General features: G+C 64.4%; 18 protein-coding genes and 1 tRNA gene. 12 read left to right on the top strand and 7 right to left on the bottom strand.

What is annotated here, in order from left to right; all coding sequences use genetic code 11:
* Positions 1–218: 218 nt before the first annotated feature.
* Positions 219–311 (bottom strand) — tRNA-Sec (locus tag ACYQ01_RS02975).
* Positions 312–431: 120 nt separating this feature from the next.
* On the opposite strand from ACYQ01_RS02975, the gene ftsH reads away from it, so the two are divergent.
* From ftsH to priA, 7 genes are all read left to right on the top strand, one after another.
* Positions 432–2,453, top strand: a complete 2,022-nt coding sequence (gene ftsH / locus ACYQ01_RS02970) for an ATP-dependent zinc metalloprotease FtsH (RefSeq protein ID WP_459932348.1) — start codon at positions 432–434, stop codon at positions 2,451–2,453.
* Between the two features lie 4 nt (positions 2,454–2,457).
* On the top strand, positions 2,458–3,312 hold the full coding sequence (gene folP / locus ACYQ01_RS02965) for a dihydropteroate synthase (RefSeq protein ID WP_459932347.1): 855 nt from the start codon (positions 2,458–2,460) through the stop codon (positions 3,310–3,312).
* Between the two features lie 265 nt (positions 3,313–3,577).
* Entirely contained in the window at positions 3,578–4,357 is a 780-nt protein-coding gene (gene cdaA / locus ACYQ01_RS02960; RefSeq protein WP_459932346.1) for a diadenylate cyclase CdaA, read from the top strand.
* Positions 4,354–5,247 (top strand): CdaR family protein, encoded by an 894-nt coding sequence (locus tag ACYQ01_RS02955; protein WP_459932345.1) that lies wholly within the window; start codon positions 4,354–4,356, stop codon positions 5,245–5,247. Before cdaA ends, ACYQ01_RS02955 begins: the two co-directional genes overlap by 4 nt.
* Before the next feature lie 13 nt (positions 5,248–5,260).
* The gene (glmM, locus tag ACYQ01_RS02950; RefSeq protein ID WP_459932344.1) at positions 5,261–6,613 is read left to right on the top strand and encodes a phosphoglucosamine mutase; all 1,353 of its coding nucleotides are present in this window, start codon (positions 5,261–5,263) and stop codon (positions 6,611–6,613) included.
* Between the two features lie 92 nt (positions 6,614–6,705).
* Positions 6,706–7,575, top strand: a complete 870-nt coding sequence (locus ACYQ01_RS02945) for a UTP--glucose-1-phosphate uridylyltransferase (RefSeq protein WP_459932343.1) — start codon at positions 6,706–6,708, stop codon at positions 7,573–7,575.
* A 199-nt stretch (positions 7,576–7,774) separates the two neighbouring features.
* The gene (priA, locus tag ACYQ01_RS02940) at positions 7,775–10,126 is read left to right on the top strand and encodes a replication restart helicase PriA (RefSeq protein WP_459932342.1); all 2,352 of its coding nucleotides are present in this window, start codon (positions 7,775–7,777) and stop codon (positions 10,124–10,126) included.
* Between the two features lie 80 nt (positions 10,127–10,206).
* Here priA and ACYQ01_RS02935 read toward each other — a convergent pair whose 3' ends face one another.
* The gene (locus ACYQ01_RS02935) at positions 10,207–11,163 is read right to left on the bottom strand and encodes an MDR/zinc-dependent alcohol dehydrogenase-like family protein (RefSeq protein ID WP_459932341.1); all 957 of its coding nucleotides are present in this window, start codon (positions 11,161–11,163) and stop codon (positions 10,207–10,209) included.
* Positions 11,164–11,584: 421 nt separating this feature from the next.
* On the opposite strand from ACYQ01_RS02935, the gene ACYQ01_RS02930 reads away from it, so the two are divergent.
* From ACYQ01_RS02930 to ACYQ01_RS02910, 5 genes are all read left to right on the top strand, one after another.
* The gene (locus ACYQ01_RS02930) at positions 11,585–13,210 is read left to right on the top strand and encodes a dephospho-CoA kinase (RefSeq protein ID WP_459932340.1); all 1,626 of its coding nucleotides are present in this window, start codon (positions 11,585–11,587) and stop codon (positions 13,208–13,210) included.
* Between the two features lie 10 nt (positions 13,211–13,220).
* Positions 13,221–13,934, top strand: a complete 714-nt coding sequence (locus ACYQ01_RS02925) for a rhomboid family intramembrane serine protease (RefSeq protein ID WP_459932339.1) — start codon at positions 13,221–13,223, stop codon at positions 13,932–13,934.
* A gap of 102 nt (positions 13,935–14,036) precedes the next feature.
* A complete protein-coding gene (locus ACYQ01_RS02920) occupies positions 14,037–14,795 on the top strand; it encodes an ABC transporter ATP-binding protein (RefSeq protein WP_459932338.1) in 759 nt (252 codons plus the stop codon).
* A 17-nt stretch (positions 14,796–14,812) separates the two neighbouring features.
* Entirely contained in the window at positions 14,813–15,970 is a 1,158-nt protein-coding gene (locus ACYQ01_RS02915; RefSeq protein ID WP_459932337.1) for a SufB/SufD family protein, read from the top strand.
* A gap of 156 nt (positions 15,971–16,126) precedes the next feature.
* Complete coding sequence (locus ACYQ01_RS02910; protein ID WP_459932336.1) at positions 16,127–16,579, top strand: metal-dependent hydrolase; 453 nt, start codon at positions 16,127–16,129, stop codon at positions 16,577–16,579.
* Between the two features lie 27 nt (positions 16,580–16,606).
* Here the strand turns inward: ACYQ01_RS02910 and ACYQ01_RS02905 are convergent, their stop codons facing one another.
* Genes ACYQ01_RS02905 through ACYQ01_RS02885 form a run of 5 tightly spaced genes read right to left on the bottom strand, consistent with a single transcriptional unit; the run spans position 16,607 to position 19,130 of the window.
* Positions 16,607–17,032 carry a YidH family protein gene (locus ACYQ01_RS02905; protein ID WP_459932335.1) on the bottom strand — a complete coding sequence of 142 codons (426 nt, stop codon included), beginning with the start codon at positions 17,030–17,032 and terminating at the stop codon, positions 16,607–16,609.
* Entirely contained in the window at positions 17,029–17,466 is a 438-nt protein-coding gene (locus tag ACYQ01_RS02900) for a hypothetical protein (RefSeq protein WP_459932334.1), read from the bottom strand. Before ACYQ01_RS02900 ends, ACYQ01_RS02905 begins: the two co-directional genes overlap by 4 nt.
* A gap of 13 nt (positions 17,467–17,479) precedes the next feature.
* Positions 17,480–18,238, bottom strand: a complete 759-nt coding sequence (locus ACYQ01_RS02895; RefSeq protein WP_459932333.1) for a J domain-containing protein — start codon at positions 18,236–18,238, stop codon at positions 17,480–17,482.
* Complete coding sequence (locus ACYQ01_RS02890; protein WP_459932332.1) at positions 18,235–18,705, bottom strand: YkgJ family cysteine cluster protein; 471 nt, start codon at positions 18,703–18,705, stop codon at positions 18,235–18,237. The genes ACYQ01_RS02895 and ACYQ01_RS02890 overlap by 4 nt, the downstream gene beginning before the upstream one ends.
* A gap of 8 nt (positions 18,706–18,713) precedes the next feature.
* Positions 18,714–19,130 carry a CoA-binding protein gene (locus ACYQ01_RS02885; RefSeq protein WP_459932331.1) on the bottom strand — a complete coding sequence of 139 codons (417 nt, stop codon included), beginning with the start codon at positions 19,128–19,130 and terminating at the stop codon, positions 18,714–18,716.
* Between the last annotated feature and the right edge of the window lie 250 nt (positions 19,131–19,380).

Genomic DNA, 19,380 nt, shown 5'->3' with positions numbered 1-19,380 from the left:
CACGTGTAGCGGGTATGTTCGGCCGCTTTCCCGTTTTGTGGGACCGCTTCGTCCACCAAACCGAACGGGCGGACGTCTGTTTCGCGGGTTGTTTGCCTTCTGGTCGCCTCGCCTGCTTGGCCAAAGCGGTTCCCGGGAATCGGTGACGCAGGTTTTGTAAAACATCGACGGGAAAAGCTCGCGGAAAAGAAAAAACAATGGAAGAGTACGAAAAAAAATGGCGGAAGCGTATAGGAGTCGAACCTACCGGCGGGTATGAGCCGCCCAACGGTTTTGAAGACCGCGCGCCACACCGGTGACGAGACGCTTCCATCCGAGTTTTCCAGCATAGCCGCTTGCGGGCGCGAGTTCAACACCTCACTCATGGACAGGGGGCTTCGGCCTGTGTTACCTGTCCCAGGCCGGGCCAAGCCCGACGGAGGAACGCCACATTGAACAACTTTACCAAGAATCTGACCATTTGGGCGGTCATCTGTCTGGTGATGATCGTCCTTTTCAACCTCCTCAACCAGCAGCCCGCCCAGCACGCCAAACTGGCGTATTCCGACTTCCTGGCCAAGGTGGGCCAGGGCCAGGTTCAGGCGGTGAAGATTCAAGGCTCAAAAATCGAAGGCGTGGGCTCGGACAACCAGCGCTTTACCACCTACGCGCCAAACGACCCCAACCTCGTGCACACGCTCATCGCCAACAAGGTGCAGGTGCGCGCCGAACCGGAAGAGGAATCTCCCTGGTACATGAACCTGTTCGTGTCCTGGTTTCCCATGCTGCTCCTCATCGGGGTGTGGATATTCTTCATGCGTCAGATGCAGGGCGGAGGCGGCAAGGCCATGTCGTTTGGCCGTTCGCGCGCCAGACTCATCAACCAGGACCAGACCCGCGTCACCTTCCAGGACGTGGCCGGGGTGGATGAAGCCAAGGAAGAGCTGTCGGAAATCGTGCAGTTTCTTTCCGACCCCAAGAAGTTCACCCGTCTGGGAGGTCGCATCCCCAAAGGCGTTCTCCTGGTGGGGTCGCCGGGCACGGGCAAGACGCTCCTGGCCCGGGCCGTTGCCGGCGAGGCCGGGGTGCCGTTCTTTTCCATCTCGGGTTCCGACTTCGTGGAGATGTTCGTGGGCGTGGGCGCGGCCCGCGTGCGCGACCTGTTCGTGCAAGGCAAGAAAAACGCCCCCTGCCTGATCTTCATCGACGAAATCGACGCCGTTGGCCGCCAGCGCGGCGCCGGCCTGGGCGGCGGACACGACGAACGCGAACAGACCCTCAACCAACTGCTCGTCGAAATGGACGGCTTCGAGTCCAACGAGGGGGTCATCCTCATCGCGGCCACCAACCGACCGGATGTCCTGGACCCGGCGCTTCTGCGCCCGGGCCGTTTCGACCGCCAGGTGGTGGTGCCCACGCCGGACGTGCGCGGGCGCAAACGCATTCTCGAAGTTCACACCCGCCGCTCGCCGCTGGCCTCGGGCGTGGACCTGGAAATTCTGGCCAAGGGCACGCCGGGCTTTTCCGGGGCGGACCTGGAAAACCTGGTCAACGAAGCCGCCCTCCAGGCCGCCAAGTTGGGCAAGGACCGCGTGTCCATGGACGATTTCGAGCAGGCCAAGGACAAGGTGCTCATGGGCAAGGAGCGGCGCAGCCTCATCCTTTCCGACGAAGAAAAGCGCACCACGGCCTACCATGAAGGCGGTCACGCCCTGGTGGCCAAGCTCCTCAAGGACTCCGACCCCATCCACAAGGTGTCCATCATTCCGCGCGGGCGGGCGCTTGGCATCACCATGCAGCTGCCCGAGGACGACCGGCACACCTATTCGAAAAAATACCTGCTCAACTCCATCGTCATGCTGTTGGGCGGCCGGGTGGCCGAAGAATTGGTGCTCGACCAACTGACCACCGGAGCGGGCAACGACATCGAACGCGCCACGGACATGGCCCGCAAGATGGTCTGCAAGTGGGGCATGAGCGAAAAGCTGGGACCGCTCTCCTACGGCGAACGCGACGAGGAGATTTTCCTTGGACGCGAACTCGTGCATCACAAGAACTTCAGCGAAGACACCGCGCGTCAGATCGATTCCGAGGTGCGCCGTATCGTGGAAGAATCCCACGCCAGGGCCAAGCAGCTCCTGGGCGACAACCTCGAGATTCTGCACGGTATCGCCAAGGCCCTGCTTGAACGCGAGACCATAAGCGGCGCTGACATCGATCGCATCATGCGCGGCGAGCCCCTGCCCGAGCCCGAGGGAAACGGAGGCGGGGCCGCGCCCCAGGAAAGCCCGGCCCCTGGACAAACGGACGGACAGGCCCCAGTGGATTCCGCTTCGGCAACGTCCGCAGACCCGGCCCAGGACGACCAAGCCTCGGAAAAGGCCGCCAACTCGGCTCCGGCGGAGCAGGCCCAGGAAAAAACCGACGCCGCGCCAGACGCAAAAAACCAGGATTCCCCGGAGGGAAAGGCCTAGGCCGATGAGCGCCGAGCATACATGGATACTTGCCGGGGGGCGGGCGCTTGAGCTCGCCCCCTTTGTCGTCATGGGCATTGTGAACGTGACGCCGGACTCTTTTTCCGACGGAGGAAAACACGACGCTCCGGGGGCCGCCGTTGTTCACGCCCGCGCCCTGTTCGACCAGGGTGCGACCATCCTGGACGTGGGAGGAGAATCCACCCGACCCTTCGCCCCGCCCGTGAGCCAGGAAGAGGAAACCAACCGCGTGTCGCCTGTCCTGCGCGAACTCTCCGGCGCGTTGCCGGACGCGTGTCTTTCCGTGGACACCTACAAGGCCGAAACGGCCAGCAAGGCCCTTGAGGCCGGGGCGCACATCGTAAACGACGTCTCGGCCTGCGCCTTCGATCCGGCCTTGCTGGACGTGGTGGCGCAGCACAAGCCGGGCTACGTGCTCATGCATTCGCAGGGGCGGCCCGAGACCATGCAGGTCGAACCCCGCTACGCGGACGTGGTGGAAGATGTGGCCGCCTTTTTCGAATCCGGGCTCGCCATGCTGGTCAACGCCGGACTGCCGGAGGACCGGGTGGTCCTGGATCCCGGCATCGGTTTCGGCAAGACCCTGGAGCACAACCTGGCCCTGCTGGCCGGGTTGGGACGGTTTCTCGGCCTGGGGCGGCCGGTGCTCATGGGGCTTTCGCGCAAATCCCTCTTTGGACAGTTGCTCGGCCTGGAAACCGGTCGACGCGACCCCGCCACCCAGGTGGCCACGGCCCTCGCCTGGGAGCGGGGAGCCCTTGTGCATAGGGTACACGACGTGGCCGGCGCCGTGGCGGCCCTGACCCTGGCCCGGGCCATGGCCGGAGGTCGGGCCTGACCGGGGGGCGGCCGCTGCGTGGGCGTTCGCATGCCCGAGGGGATAGAACGCTTCCGGTTATCGCGTCCGAGGTCCGTCTCGTGGCTGACGCATGCCGCGTCGCGCTTGCAAAAGCTGCAAAACCGATTAAGGAAGCCCGTGTCCTGACAGGAAACCGTCCGAAGCTTGGGCCGGCGCCTTCCTGCCCAGCCCCGCCGGACCGGGAGCGTAGCGCGCACGACAGCACGCGCATGCTGACCGCCATCGCCGAGGTCAGCCACAGACCATGACCTGGAATACCATCCTCGACTATTTGGCCCGCGCTCCCCTTTCCTGGCGGGAGGTGCTCGACATCGCCCTGGTGGGGTTCATCTTCTACCGGTTGATCCTCATGGTGCGGGGCACGCGGGCGGTGTCGGTCATCCACGGAATCGTGGTGGTGCTTGTGGCCTACTACCTTTCCGGGGAGTTCGGGCTCTTTACCCTGCACTGGTTGTTGACCAACTTCCTCAGTTCCTTTTTCCTGGTGTTGGTCATTTTGTTTCAGGCCGACATTCGCAAAGGGCTTTCCGAAGTGGGGCTTCGCTGGTTCGGGGGGAACAAGCGCGTCGGCGTGGCCGCTGAAACCGTGGAAAAACTCGTGGCCGCCCTTCGCATACTGGCCGACAGGCGCACCGGCGCACTGGTGGTGCTGGAACGCGGCGTGCCCCTGGGCGATTTGGCCGCCAAGGGGGTGGAAATGACCGCGCCCGTCAACGCCGACGTGCTGCTCACCCTGTTCAACACCCAGAGCCCCCTGCACGACGGGGCGGTGCTGGTGCAGTCGGGCCAGGTGTCTTCCGTGGCCTGCATTCTGCCGTTGGCCGCGCATCACGCCTTGGCCGCCAACATGGGCACCCGCCACAGAGCGGCCGTCGGGGTGACCGAAGAGACCGACGCCTTGGCCCTTGTGGTTTCCGAAGAGAAGGGCGTGGTCAGCGTCGCCGAGGGAGGTCAGCTTTCCGACCCCCTGGACGACGAGGCCCTGCGGAAGCTGCTTCTGACCAAATGGGCGGGGAAACTGTGAACAGCAACTGGTTCTATCGGGCGTTGGCCCTTTTTCTCGCCGTGTTTTGCTGGTATCTGGTCACCGGGCGCGAGCGCGTGGACAGCTGGGTGCGGGTGAAGGTGGAAATGACCGGACTGCCCGACTCGCTGATGTTGCGCGGGACCTTGCGCGACCACATCGACGTCTTGCTGCGCGGCCCCAAGGGGCTGGTGCGCAAGGTTGAGCCCGGCAGCCTGATTTATACCGTTGACGCCAGACAGGTGACCGCCGGAGTGAACACCGTCGTGGTCGAGCCGGGCAAGCTGCCTGTGGCCAAGCTCTTCGAGGTGGTGGAGGTGCGGCCGCAAAGCCTGGAACTGGTGGTGGAAAAGCGCGGGGCGCGCGCCGTCCCGGTTCGTCTGGTCTTCAAGGACGGCCTGGCGCGCGACTACAAGCTCACCGCCACGGTGGAGCCGCAAACCGTCACCGTGACCGGCCCCGAATCGGTGGTGCAGGGCGTGCGCGAGGCGCCCACCCAGCCGCTGGGGCTTCCGTCCGACCCTTCCGGGCACTTCGACGCCCCGGTCAGCCTGGTCCTGCCGGAGCAGACCGAAGCCCAGCCGCGTACGGTGAAGGCCCAAGTCACCTACCAGCAACTCACGCGCGAAACCTCTGTGGAAGTCCCGTTGCGGGTGTTGTACGCCGGACGCAAGCGGGTGAACGCCACGCCGGATTCGGTCACGTTGCGTATCAAGGCCCCGCTCCTCATGTTGCGCGAGGGGGGCTGGCGCGGGCTTTTCGACGCCTATCTCGAAGTGCCGGCCGAAGCCCCAGCCGGGCGCCAGGAAAAGGGCTACCGCGTGACGCTTCCCCAGGGATTCGAACTTCTCGAGGCCAAGCCGGAAAAGGCCACGATAGTGATAAAATGACACAGGAGCCTCAATGAACAAACGCCTTTTCGGAACCGACGGCCTGCGCGGCCAGGTAAATATCTACCCCATGACACCCGAGGTGGCGTTGCGCCTCGGCCTGGCCGCGGGCAACCATTTCCGCAACGGCAGGGGCCGTCATCGGGTGCTCATCGGCAAGGACACCCGACTGTCGGGCTACATTTACGAATACGCCCTGGCCTCGGGGTTCTGCGCCTCCGGCATGGATGTCTTTCTAGTGGGGCCTTTGCCCACGCCGGCCATTTCGTTTCTCACCCGCAGCATGCGCGCCGACGTGGGGGTGGTGATTTCGGCCTCCCACAATCCCTACATGGATAACGGCATCAAGTTCTTCGACCGCCACGGGTTCAAGTTGCCCGATGAAACCGAAGACGCCATCGCCGCCCGGGTGACGGAAAATACCTGCCAATGGGATTTCCCCGCCCCCGAGGAAGTGGGCCGGGCCTTCAAGGTGTCGGACAGTCCGGGGCGGTACAACGTCTATCTCAAGGGCACGATTTCGTCGGACCTCAAGTTCGACGGGCTCAAGATCGTCATGGACTGCGCCAACGGCGCGGCCTACCGCGTTTCCCCGCTGGTGTTCGAGGAACTCGGCGCCAAGGTGATCAGTCTCGGCGTGGAGCCGGACGGCATGAACATCAACCGCAAGGTGGGGTCGCTCTATCCCGAAGTGGCGGCGCGCGCGGTGCGTGACGCCGGGGCGGACATCGGCATCGCCCTGGACGGCGACGCCGACCGGGTGATCGTGGTGGACGAGAAGGGCAACGTGCTCGACGGCGACCAACTCATGGCCATCTTCGCCCTGGACATGATGGAGCGGGGGGAATTGCCCGGCAACATGCTGGTGGCCACGGTGATGAGCAACATGGCGCTCCAGGTGTTCATGGACGAGCGCGGCGGCCAGCTCGTGCGCACTCCCGTGGGCGACCGCTACGTGTTCGAGCGCATGCAAATCGAAGGGGCCATGCTCGGAGGCGAGCAGTCCGGGCACATCATTTTCAAGAAGCATGCGACCACCGGCGACGGCACCCTGGCGGCGCTTCAGCTCATTCGGATCATGCTGGAGCGGGGCCGGCCCCTTTCCGAATTGGCGCACCTGCTCGAACCCTATCCGCAGGAACTCATCAACGTCCACGTGGAGCGCAAGATCCCCTTCGACCAGGTTCCGGCCGTGCTCAAGACCGTGGCGGCCTGCGAGCAGGCCCTGGAGGGCAAGGGCAGGGTGCTTCTGCGCTACTCCGGCACCGAGGCCGTGGCCCGGGTCATGGTGGAAGGCCGGGACCAGCAACAGGTGCGCCGCCTGGCCGAGGAGTTGGCCGGCTGCCTCAAGGACCACCTGCGCTGAGGAAGTGGCGTACTGGACATTTCCGGCAATTCGTCTCATAAAGCGGTTTGGACGAAATTTTCGTCCTGGTATTCCTCGACAAGGAGAGGGACATGGAAATCAAGAAAGTCGTCATTCCGGTCGCGGGCTGGGGCACGGGATCCCTGCCGGCTACCAAGAACGTTCCCAAGGAAATGCTGCCCATCTACAACAAACCGGTGGTGCAGTACGTGGTCGAGGAAGCCCAGGCGGCGGGATGCACCGACGTGGTGCTGGTCACCAACCGCAACAAGGTCATTATCGAAGACCACTTCGACTACAACCTTGCGCTGGAAGACCTGCTGAAACGCACGGGCAAGAAGGACAAGCTTGAGATGGTGCGTCGGACCGCCGAAATGGTCAATATCATCTCGGTGCGCCAGAAACAGCACCTGGGCCTTGGACACGCCGTGCTTTGCGCCAAGGAGGTGGTCAAGGGCGAACCCTTCGCGGTCATGGTGGGCGACGACCTCATGTTCGGCATGGAGCCGGGCATCAAGCAGCTTATCGCCGTGGCCCAGGCCGAACATATGCCCGTGGTGGGCGTGATGCAGGTGCCGGCGGATAAGGTGTCGAGCTACGGCATCATCGACGCCGAAGAAATCGCCCCCTCGCTCTACCGGGTCAAGGACCTGGTGGAAAAGCCCAAACCCAGCCAGGCGCCCTCGAAACTGGCCATGGTGGGCCGCTACGTGCTCTTCCCGGACATCTTCGAACATCTCGAAGCCCTGAAGCCCAACGAAGCCGGCGAATACCACCTCACCGACGCCCTGCGCGGCCTGGCCAAGAACGGACGCCTGCTGGCGGTGAAAATTCGCGGCCAGCGTTTCGACTCCGGTGACTGGGTGGAGTATCTGACCGCCAACATTTACTTCGCCTTGCAGGACGAAGGACTGCGCTATCCGCTGATTGCCAGGCTCAAAGAGCTTCTTCCCGACGGATAATTCTTCGCGCGGGGGCCGCCCAGGCGGCCCCTCGCGTGGCGCAAACCCGGAATCCGGCGGCTTCTTCCCCACAGGCGGTTTCGCGAACCCCTGGTCCGGGTTTCCGGCAGACAGACAAAGGCCGCCCGGACGTTTCGCGCCTCTTTATGGCCTTCGGGCCAACCCGCGCTTCGCAATCCCTCCCAAGGATCGGTTCTCCATGAACGCCGTCAAGGCCGTGCTGCTCTCGCCGCCGTTCGGCGTGCTCACCTACAGTGTGCCCGCCCTGTTTTCCGGCTGGGACCTGCCGCCCGGACTGCGCGTGGCCGTGCCCGTGGGCGGCTCGCTTCGCGCGGCGGTGCTGGCCGGACGGGACGAACGCCCTCCCGAGGGGGTCTCGCTCAAGGATATTCTCTGGCCCCTTGAGCGCTCGCCCCTGCTTTCGCCCGACTATGTGGCCATGGCCGAAAACCTGGCCGCTCGCCAGTCAATCTTCCTGGGCCAAGTGCTTTCCTCGCTCGTGCCGGCCGGGCTGCGCACGGCCAGGGCGCATCTGACCTGGAGGAGCGGCGGCCGGCGCGTCAAGTTGGGATTGGGTCAGCTGTCCGGCCTGGAGGAGGGGCGTCTGGCCGAACTGGCCTTGGCCTGGCGCGCGGGAGAGGTCGAGCTGGCCTTCGCCGCCATGGACCGGGATTTGGCCTACCGGCTGGGAGTGGACCCGCCCTGGCCGGTGCGTCCCGCGGCCAAGGCCCAGACCGGGGTGCTGGAATGTTTGTTCGCCCGTGGTCCCATGACCGCCAAGGCCCTGCGCGAGGCCCTGGGACCCTCCGCCGCCCAGGCCCTGGTCAAGCTGGAGGCCAAGGGGTGTGTGCTGCTCGGTCCAGCTCCCGACGATCCCGAGGAAACGCCGGAGATCCAACCGCCGGGCGCGCCCCCTCCGCTGACGGACGAGCAGCGCCTGGCCCTGGAGGAAATGTCGCCCCTGGTGGGGCATGGACAAACCCGGCTGGTGCATGGCGTCACGGGCAGCGGCAAGACCCGGCTCTACTTCGAGCTGGCCGCCAAGTGCCTGGAACAGGGGCGTTCCGCGTTGCTCTTGGCCCCGGAAGTGGCCTTGGCCCAGGCGCTACGTTCCCGGGCCCGGGCCTGGTTCGGGTTCGATCCGGTCTTTTCCCACGGCTACCAGACGCCGGCCAAGCGGGAGCGGACCTTTCGCGAGATGGGACGGGAGCGGGGACCGCGTTTGATCGTGGGCACTCGCTCGGCGCTTTTTCTGCCCGTGTCCAACCTGGGCCTCATTGTGCTCGACGAGGAGCACGACGCCTCGTTCAAGCAGGACGAGCGCATGAACTACCAGGCCAAGGAAGTGGCCTACTTTCGAGCCATGCGCGAAAAGGCCCTGCTGGTCCTGGGGTCGGCCACGCCGGACGTGAAGACTTACCACGCGGCCCGCGAAGGGCTGTTGCCCGTGTCCGTGCTGGCCAAGCGCGCCGGTCCCGGCCGGCTGCCCGACATCGAACTGGTGAACGTGGCCGACAAGGACAAGGCCGTGCTTCTGCGCTTTGACGGCCAGCGCGACCGGGCCGGGCTTCTGGTCGAACGCAGTCTCAGGGAACTGCGCGAAACCGTGGACCGGGGCGAACAGGCCATCATCCTGCTTAACCGTCGGGGCTTTGCCCCGGTGCTCTACTGCCTGGACTGCGAAACCATCGTGGGTTGTCCCAATTGCCAGGTGTCGCTCACCTACCACAAGGCGCGCGAGCGTCTGGTTTGCCACTACTGCGGCTTGTCGCAACCGTTTCCCCGGCCGTGCGCCTCGTGCGGGTCCACGAGTTTCCTCCCCATGGGCGAAGGAACGGAAATGCTGGCCGACCAACTGACTGCGGCCCTTCCGCCGGAGGTCGCCCTTGCCCGGCTCGACCGCGACGCCGCCCGTCGCGCCGAACGGGCCGAGGCCATTCTCGACGACTTCGCCAAGGGCCGCACCCAGGTCCTGGTGGGCACGCAGATGTTGTCCAAGGGGCACGACTTTCCCCAGGTGACCTTGGTCATCGCGGCCGATGCGGACCTGGGGCTGAACCTACCCGACTACCGGGCCCGGGAGCGCGCCTTTCAGATGCTCGTGCAGGTGGCGGGCCGGGCCGGACGGGGAGAGCGCCCCGGCAAGGTGCTCATCCAGACCCGCACCCTTCAGGACCCCTTCTGGGAATACGTGCGCCAGGCCGACTACCGAGGCTTTTTCGAGGACGAGTTGGCCAGGCGGCGCAAATACGGTTATCCCCCGTTCGTCAAACTCGGATTGGTCCGGGCCAGCTATCCCCGCGACTGGGAGTGCGGACCCGAAGTCCTGTCCGCCCTGGCCAAGGACCTGCGCGGCGTGCCGGGCGTACGCGTCCTGGGTCCGGCTCCGGCCCCGATTCCCCTGGTGCGAAACCGGCTGCGCTTCCACTGTCTGCTCAAGGCCCAGGATTGGCCCGCCATCCGCCAAGCCTACGCCAAGGCCGTCCATGGGGCCAAAGGGCCGGGCAAGCTGCGTTTGGCCTTGGACCTGGACCCCGTGGACATGTTGTAGACGTCCGTGTTGGGTTCAACTGCATGCAATGATTGTTTTTGTCCTGGAAAAACAGCGGCATGTTTTTCCAGGATGCGGCACTAGAACCGCACCAGGACTTTTTTCGCTCCCCGACTGCCCGCCCGTTCGAACGCCTCCGTCACCTGGCAGAAAGGCAGGGTGGCCTCGATCAGGCCGGTAGGGTCCACCAGACCTTCGGCCAGGGCATGCAACGCCAAGGCGATGTCTCCGCAACGCGACCCCATCAGGGTAATTTCGTCCACCACCACACGGGCCATGTTCAGGCCGGTTTTGGCTTCGGTTGTGGTTTTGCACACCACGGTTCCCTCGGGCCGCACCAGGTTCAGGGCGGCTTCCAGGCCTTCCGGGCGTCCGGTGGCCTCCACCACGATGTCGTACGTTCTTGGCGCCTGGGCAGGGTCATGCAGGGCCGTGGTCACGCCGAATCGCTCGGCCAGGGAGAGCTTTTCCGGGTGGCGACCGTAGAGGGTGATGTTCGGATTGTGGTGGCGAAGCCCCAGGGCGACGAGCAGGCCCAGCTTGCCGTCCCCCAATACGGCCAGGCGGTGTCGGGCGGTGAGGTGGAGCTGTTGCCCCACCTCCAGCGCGGCCGCCAGGGGCTCGGCGAATACGGCCTTTTCGTCGGCAAGGTTGTCGGGGATCGGGCGCAGGTTGCCCACCGGCAGGGTAAAATGGGTGGCGAACACGCCGTCTTTGCCCAGAATACCCAGTGTGGTGCGGTCCGGGCAGTGCCTGGCGTCGCCGGCGCGGCACAGGGGACACTTTCCGCAGCCCAGATTGATGTCCCCCGCCACGCGTCGGCCTTCCAGAGCGGGATGGTCCGGGGCCTTTTCCACCACGGCGACGAACTCGTGGCCCGGGATGCCGGTGAAGTTGTAGTAGCCTTTGAGCAGTTCCAGATCGGTATTGCACACTCCGGCCAAAACGGTGCGCAACAGGGCTTCTCCGGGACCGGGGACGGGCAGGGGACGCTCTTCGAGGCGAAGCGTCTTGTCGCGGATGACGGCGGCGAGCATGAAAGACTCCTTGGCGAGGTGGAACGGGGCAAGGCCAAACGCGGCCGGCGCCATGCGGGCCGGATCGCCGGAAGCTATCGTTTCGCGATCCCCGCCGCAAGGCGCGGTCGCTGGCGCGCTGCGGGGGACGGCCTCGCGACGCCGGCGGGAGTGAAGCCCCGCGGGTGGAAACCTGGCGCGCGGCCGGCCGGGAAAACGGACCGAACGGCCCGTTCCTGGCCATTGACCCGGACGGCGATTCGTTGCATCCAAGGACGGTGAACGCCATGAACCGCATGTCTCGTCCGACGCGTTTGCTCGGGCAGATTTTTTTTGTCCCTCGCGACCCGTTGCGCTCGGCGCTTGCCAGCCGGACGCGTCCGGGCCGTCTGGCGCAAGGATTCGCCGCCCACGTCGCGAACGGTTTGTCCCGGGCCTGCCTATGAGCGAGGAAATCCTGAACGAAACCGCCTCCGGCCCGGCCCGGCTCGACCAGTTCTGGACCGTGGCCCTGGCCCCGCGCGAAGTGGCCCGGGCCAGGATTCAGGAATGGATCAAGGACGGCTTGGCCACGGTGGAGGGGGACGTGGTGCGCAAACCCTCGCACAAGCTGCGCGGGGGCGAGTTCCTTGGCTTGACCATTCCGCGCGTCTCCAGCCTGGCCGGTCCCGAGGCGGGCAGCCTGGCGCTGGCGTACCGCGACGAGCATCTGCTTGTTTGCGACAAGCCGGCCGGACTTACGGTGCACCCCGCGCCGAGTTGCCCGGAGGGGACCCTGGTCAACCGGCTGCTCCACCATTTTCCCCAACTGGGTTCCCTGGCCGGAGAGCGGCCAGGCATCGTGCATCGCATCGACAAGGACACTTCGGGGCTTCTCGTTGTGGCCCTGACGGAACCCGTGCGCCTGCGCCTGGCCCAGGCCTTTGCCAAACGCCAGGTGAGCAAGACATATCTGGCCCTGGTGCACGGAGTCCCCGCGAAAGCGAGCGCGACCCTGACCGGCCCCATCGGCCGCGACCCCAAGCACAAGACGCGCATGGCCGTGTTGGCGGGCGGGCGTCCCGCGCAAAGCACCTACCGGGTGGTCTGGACAAGCCCGGATCGCACGGCCAGCCTGCTCGAAGTCGGCATCGCCACGGGGCGCACCCATCAGATACGCGTTCACATGGCGGCCGAGGGCCATCCTCTGTTGGGCGACGCGCTCTACGGTCCGGCCGAACACGCCAGGCTCAAAAGGGAACGCCCCGTGTTGGCCAAGCTTCTCGGGCGCCAGATGCTCCATGCCTGGAAACTGGCCTTCACCCATCCGGTCACCGGTGAGGAGTTGGCCTTCACCTGTCCCGCGCCCAGGGACTTCTGGCGCGTTCCCCTGGTCATGGGGCGCACCCTGGGCAAGGTGGGCATCGTGGGACTGCCCGGCTGCGGAAAGAGCGCGGTTCTGGCCGAGTTTGGTCGCCGGGGATATCCCACCTGGAGCGCCGACGCCTGCATCGCCGAACTGTACCAGCCCGGCCGCGACGGCTGGGACTTGTTGCGTCGTCGCTACGGGGAGCGCTTCACCCCGCGCGACGACGCCCCGGTGGACAAGGTGGTCCTTTTGGCCGCCATGCGGGCCTCGGACAATTTCCGGCGCGAGGTCATGGAGCTTCTCTATCCCCCCGCGCTGGAGAATCTGCGCGCCTTCTGGCGCGAGCACGCCGGGGACCGCGTGGCATTCGCCGAGGTGCCCATGCTTTTGGAAGCCGGCTGGCTGACCGGAGGCGCGGTGGATTTCGCCATCGGCGTGGGCTGTCCCCAGGACGTGCGCCACGCTCGTCTGAAAACCCGAGGCTGGGACCAGGCCACCATCGATCTGGTGGACGGATGGCAGTGGACCTGGGAGAAAAAACGCGCCGCCTGTCGCTACGGCCTGGACAATTCCGGCACCCTGGAAGACCTGCGCGCCGCAGTCAGCGCGCTGGCCGACACCTTGCGCCGCGAGCGCATCGCGCCCGTGCGCGCCCTGCTGGAGTCATGGCGCGCGGGGGGGCTGGTCGCCGCGCGTCCAGACGTCGAGGCCGAAGGCTGAGGCGGGTTTTGTGATTCCCCTCAAGGACAACATTCCCCGCATTCACCATCCCCTGGTCGTGTGGGCGATCTTTTTCTGCAATCTGGCGGCGTTTCTTTTCGAGGAGGTTCTGCCCCAGGACCAACTGTCCACCCTGATCCAGCTCTACGGCGTGGTGCCGGCCAGACTCCTGGACGCCCAGTACGCCGCCCGGGCGGGCTATCCCGCCGGAGGGCTGGACACTCTGATCACCTACATGTTTCTGCACGGGGGATGGATGCACTTCCTCTTGAACATGTGGGTGTTTTGGATTTTCGCCGACAACGTGGAAGACGCCCTGGGCAAGGTGCGCTTCGTCGTCTTCTACCTGACGTGCGGCGTGCTGGCCGCCGGGTTGCACGTGCTGTTCAACCCCGGTTCCACCACGCCGGTGGTGGGAGCCTCGGGAGCCATCGCCGGGGTGATGGGAGGATACTTTCGGCTTTTTCCGCACGCCCGGGTGGTGGTGCTTGTTCCCATTATCATCATTCCGTGGATTATCGAGGTCCCGTCCCTGGTCTTTCTGGGTATCTGGTTCCTTATCCAGATCCTTTCCGGACTCACGGACACCGGAGACGGCGGAGGCGTCGCCTGGTGGGCCCATGTGGGCGGCTTTCTTTGCGGTCTGGCGCTTGTGCGCTTTTTGGGAGCGCGCGACTGCCGATACTGCTACCTGCCGGAGAACCGCTCCTATCGGCGTCTTTGAGACAAACGGTCCCTGGACAAATCCCCATCGGTGCTTATTTCAAGAATCCCTTACAGATGCGGCCCCTGAGGGCTTCACGATCCGCGCACATACGAGGACGACATGCTTTCCATTCAAAACCTGCACGTGAACATCGGCGACCGGGAAGTGCTCAAGGGCATCAACCTGGAAATCAAAGACAACGAGACGTTCGTTTTGTTCGGTCCCAACGGGTCGGGCAAGACCACTCTGCTCATGACCCTCATGGGCTTCGGCAACTACACCATCACCAAAGGGACCATCACCTTCCGCGGTCATGACATCACCAACGCCCCCATCTACGAACGGGCCCGGTTGGGAATCGGCATGTCGTTTCAGCGTCCGCCCACCATCCACGGTCTGAAGACCCGCGACCTGGTTCGCATGGCCGCCCAGGGAACGCCCGTGGACGTGGACGCCCTGGCCGCCAAGGTGAATATGACCGACTTTCTCGAGCGCGACATCAACGCCGGCTTTTCCGGCGGCGAGATCAAGCGCTCGGAACTCTTGCAGCTCATGGCCCAGCGTCCGCGCCTGGTGCTTTTCGACGAGCCCGAATCCGGGGTGGATTTGGAAAACATGAAGCTCATCGGCAATACCGTGCGCCAACTGCTGGGCGGTCCCTGCGGCGACACGACGGAACTCAGCCGGCGCCAAATCCGCTGCGCCCGTAACACCGCCGGCCTCATCATCACCCACACCGGCTACATCCTCGAATACCTCAACGCCGACCGGGGACAGGTGATGTACGAAGGCAAGCTCTGCTGCGAGTCCAATCCCCGCGACATACTCGACCACATCAGCCGCCACGGCTACCAGGAATGCCTGCGCTGCCTGGCCTAATCGGAGCATATTCAGCCATGAAACCCATCGACCTTTCCGAATTCGACTTCAAGGCCCCGGCTCCCAAGACCGTGGACGACCTGAAAACCCTGGACGAGGTGGACAAGCAGGAACTGCTCATGTCCGGCGTGGACGTGTCCGACCAGTCGGTGAGCGGCTCGTTCATGCAGATCGACCATGGCGCCGTGCATTGCCAGTCCAAGCGCGCGGGCCTGGAGCTCATGGACATCAAGGCCGCCCTGGCCAAGTACGACGGCCTGAAGGACTATTATTGGACCCTGCTCGATCCCGACAAGGACGAATTCACCCGCGCCACCGCCGACAATCTGCACGGCGGATATTTCATCCGCACCGAGAAAGGGGCCAAGATCACCGAGCCGGTGCAGTCCTGTCTTTTCATCAAGGGCGACATGGTGGGGCAGAACATCCACAATATTGTCATTGTGGAAGAGGACTCGGAACTGCACATTCTCACCGGGTGTTCCGTGGCCCATGGGTCCAAGGGCGCGGCCCATATGGGCGTTTCCGAATTTTTCGTGAAGAAGAACGCCAAGCTCACCTTCACCATGATCCACAACTGGGCCGAGAACAGCGTGGTGCGCCCGCGGACGGCCGGCGTGGTGGATGAGGGCGGCGTGTTCCAGAACAATTACGTTCTGCTCAAGCCCGTGAAAGACCTGCAGAGCTATCCCACCATCACCTTGGCGGGAAAGGGATCGGTCGCCCGGTTCAATTCCGTCATGGTGGCGCCTCCCGGTTCCCATGTGGACAGCGGAACACGCATTATTCTGGCCGCTCCCGACACCAGGGGGGAGTCCATCGCCCGCACCATCACCACCGGCGGCACCATTATCGCCCGGGGACACATCGTGGGCGACTCCGTGCCCGCGCGCGGACACCTGGAATGCAAGGGCCTTATCCTGGGCGGCGGCCTCATCCACGCCATTCCCGAGCTGGAAGCCACCAAGGACGGCGTGGAACTCTCCCACGAAGCCGCCGTGGGCAAAATCGCCCAGGAGGAGATCGAATACCTCATGGCCAGGGGCCTGGACGAGGAAGAAGCCACCTCCACCATCGTGCGTGGCTTTCTCAACGTCGACATCATGGGGTTGCCCGAGAAACTGCGCAAGGTCATCGAGGAAACCATCGACGAGACCGGCAAGGACATGTTTTAACAGGGCAAATACAAGACGATATAAAGCGAGCGCAAGGGGGGAGGGGACGTTTGTTCGAAAACGTTTCCTTCCCCTTTGATTTTTTTATTCTTCCTTCCGCGTTCTTCTCTCCTGCTCGCCTTGCCATACGACGTCCGCAATGGTAGCGGCGAATTTATGCCAGGATACAAGGGACATGTGGCTGGGGCGTTGGCCGTCACCGGGGCGGCTCTGGGAGGGGCGTACTGGCTCGGGGTGTACAGGCCCGAGCCCAAAACCATGGCGGTGCTGGCGGTGCTGGCGGTGCTGGGAGCGCTCTTTCCCGATGTGGACACCAGCTCGAAAGGCCGGCACATCTATTACGGGGCCGCTTTGGTGGCCGACGTTGTTCTGATTCTCAAAAATCAATACCGCTATGCGGCGCTTCTGGGGTTTTGCGCCCTATTGCCGGCCATTGGCTCGCACAGGGGGTGGACCCACACCTGGTGGGCCGGACTCATCATCCCCAGTCCGGTCATTCTGGTTCCCATGATGCTTTTGCACATGCCGTGGCCGGGTTTGGTGCCCTATTACGTCGCCGCGGTGTTGGGGTATTATTCCCACCTGCTGCTTGACGGCCAGTTCACATGACGAGCGCTTCGGCGATAAGGCGGGGTGCTAGAACAAAAGAATCAGGCTGAGCAGGATGGCCATGGCCGTGACCATGCTCACCAGCAGTCCGATAAGCAGCGTGTCGGGCAGGGAGGTATAGGTCAGGTCCAGGGTGCTGATCTGGCGGCGAATGGTGAAAAAACGCCAAGCGGCCAGCACCAGGACCACCGAGCCGGTGATGAACGAGGACACCCCCAGGATGCGGGATTCGGCCAGGATTTTGTGCGAAATGGTGGCGTTGCCGAGCAGGTTCATGGCTTCGCGGAGCACGAAATCGAAGCGCAGGGCCACGAAGCTGAAGACGAAAAAGGCCACGGCCGTACGGCACCAGGCCAGAAAGGTTCGCTCGTTGGCCAGGTGGTTGCGCTGCACCGCGAGGAGGGTGGTGGCGTCCCGGGGCAGGTCGGGGCACGTGGACTTTGCGCGGGTCATCGCCGGTATTCGAAAAGGTCGGAGGTGTCCACGCCGTCCAGGTGAAAGAGAAACGGCGTGCAGGTCCCGGAACGGATCACCCGAACGCTTCCCTTGAACCGGACCCCGGGCCGTATGCCGTACCGCTTGAGAAAGTCCGGTCCGGGATCGGCCCCGCTGGTCAGGACCAGGGGGTGGGCGCGTCCCAGGAGGTGGGCCACGTCCGGGGCGCGCCGTTTCGTCTTGAAGGTGAAGAGCGTCCGGTAGGGCCGATAGGGCGGGCTGCCGAAAGCCTCACTTGGCGGGACCGGTTTCACCGACACGACAGTGAACACGGCGGGAACGTCGTCGTACGTGCAGGGACCGCCCACCCGATGCGGTTGAGCCTGCGTTTCCAGTGACGCAACAAGCAACAGCGCAAGAAAACAGCAGACTGAAACAATTGGCTTTTTCATGGCATTTTCTCCGCTAACCCAGCACCAGACGCAGATAGAGGTCGCCCTTCCAGGGGCCGATGCGCCGGCCCAATCCTTTGAGGCGGATGGGCTGGCCCAGGGTGTAGTCCTTGGGCAGGGTGAACTCCACGGTGCGTTGCTCGCTGGAAAGCCCCATGGCGATGCCCACCCGGAGTTTGGAGCCGGGCAGCAGGCTTGTCGGCGGCACCTGCACGGTCTGTTCGTCGTCGAGTTGGCGTTTGAGCGCCGAAGCCACTGATCCGAGAAATCCGCCCGAGAGATTGAGCGACCATTTGGAGTCGCCCACGCTCACGCCCAGGTTGCGTTCGGTCTTGACCTGGCCGGCCGCCTTGCCCTTGCGCAGTTCGTTGTAGATGTCGTCGAACACCTGCCTGGCGAAGGGGTCCTTCAGGATGTCCTGCAAGACGTCTTCGCGGCGGAAATAGTACGATGTCTTGGCCGAGTCCTGTCGGGAGGCCTTTTTGTAGGCGGCCTTGGCCTTTTTCCAGTCGCCTTCGCCGGGTGTTTTTTCCGGTTCCGGGGGGGGCTTGGCCTTGTCCTTGGGCGGCGGCTTGGCCCGCTCCTCGGCGAGCACCTGGCGCAACAGCAGGTAGGCCTCGTTGAGTTTCTGGAAGCGGCGCTTGGCCAGGTGGTCCCCGGCGTTCAAGTCCGGGTGGTGACGAAACGCCTGTTGCCTGTAGCCCTTCTTGACGTCTTCGAGCGTGGCGGAGGGAGCGACGCCGAGAATGCGGTAGGCGTCGGCCAGGTTCATGGTTCGGGTTTCCCGGGAATCGGGACGCCGTGAATGCGCAGGGCGCTCGGGGCGTCGTCGTCCCCGTCGTGGACCAGATCGTTTTCCCGAAGGTAGGCGATCCCCTGGCGCACGAATTCCTCGAAGCCGGCCTCGGGGTTCACGCCGGGACAGTATTCCTGGATCATGGTCCAGCTCTCCCGGTCCAGCAGGTTGCCCCGGAAGAACGGCCAGGCCCGGCAGATGTCGGGGCGGGCGGGATGCACGCCGCAGCCCTGGTCAAAGAACACGCACGCGCCCTGGTCGTTGCAGGCGAGTTGGATCTTGGCGCCGGAGCGCAGGGCGTAGGTGGCGAGAAACCGCTCCAGGTCCAGGCCCAGGTGGGCGGCCAACCGGGCCTGATCCCTGGCGGTGAGCACGATGCCGCCCTCGCCGCTGCAACAGTGGCCGCACCGCTGACAGACGAAGGCCTTCAATGCGGCGGTCATGGTCGGCCTCAGTTGGAAAAAAGTCTGCGATGCTCCACCATGAGGCACCGGTCCTCGATGACGGTCATGGCGGTGGGGGAAAGAAGCTGCCGGGCCTCGTAGCTGTAGATGCCGCTTTGCATCCAGAAAACCTTGGGCAACGTGCCCAGGGCCAGAACTTCCTTGGCGTGGGCCGGACAGAACTCCGAAGCGCGGAACAGGTCGACCACGTCGATGGGATGGGGAACGTCGCCCAGGCTGGGATAGGTGGGCAGGCCCCAGATGTTCTTGCGCACGGGATGCACGGGGTAGACCATGAATCCGGCCGAGATGAGGTAACGCCCCACCATGTCGACGGCGCTGCCGGGTTTGTCCTTTGCGCCGACCACGGCGATGGACCGGCACTGGCTGAGGGTCGTTTTCAGGTCTTGGTCACTGAAGAGCATACGGCGTCACCTTTTTGTTTACAGTCGAATTCGTTGCGTTCTATAGGCGCTGATACCGCTTGGCAAAGTCTTACTAACCGGAAAAACCGCCTGGCCTCAAGCGGAACCTGCCGGGATTCGGGGGTCTTCGCGTCTTTCCCGGATTCGGGCGTGGCCGCGGCCGCGGCCGGGCCGGCGAATCGGGGTCGGACTGGAAAAGGTGAAGTTTCGGACGTTCCGCAAAGGCTCGGCCGTTTTCGGCCGATCGCCG

The organism is Fundidesulfovibrio butyratiphilus (assembly GCF_054657235.1).
Note: the sequence above shows the minus strand (reverse complement) of the source record. Positions and strands in the feature narration are given on the sequence as shown.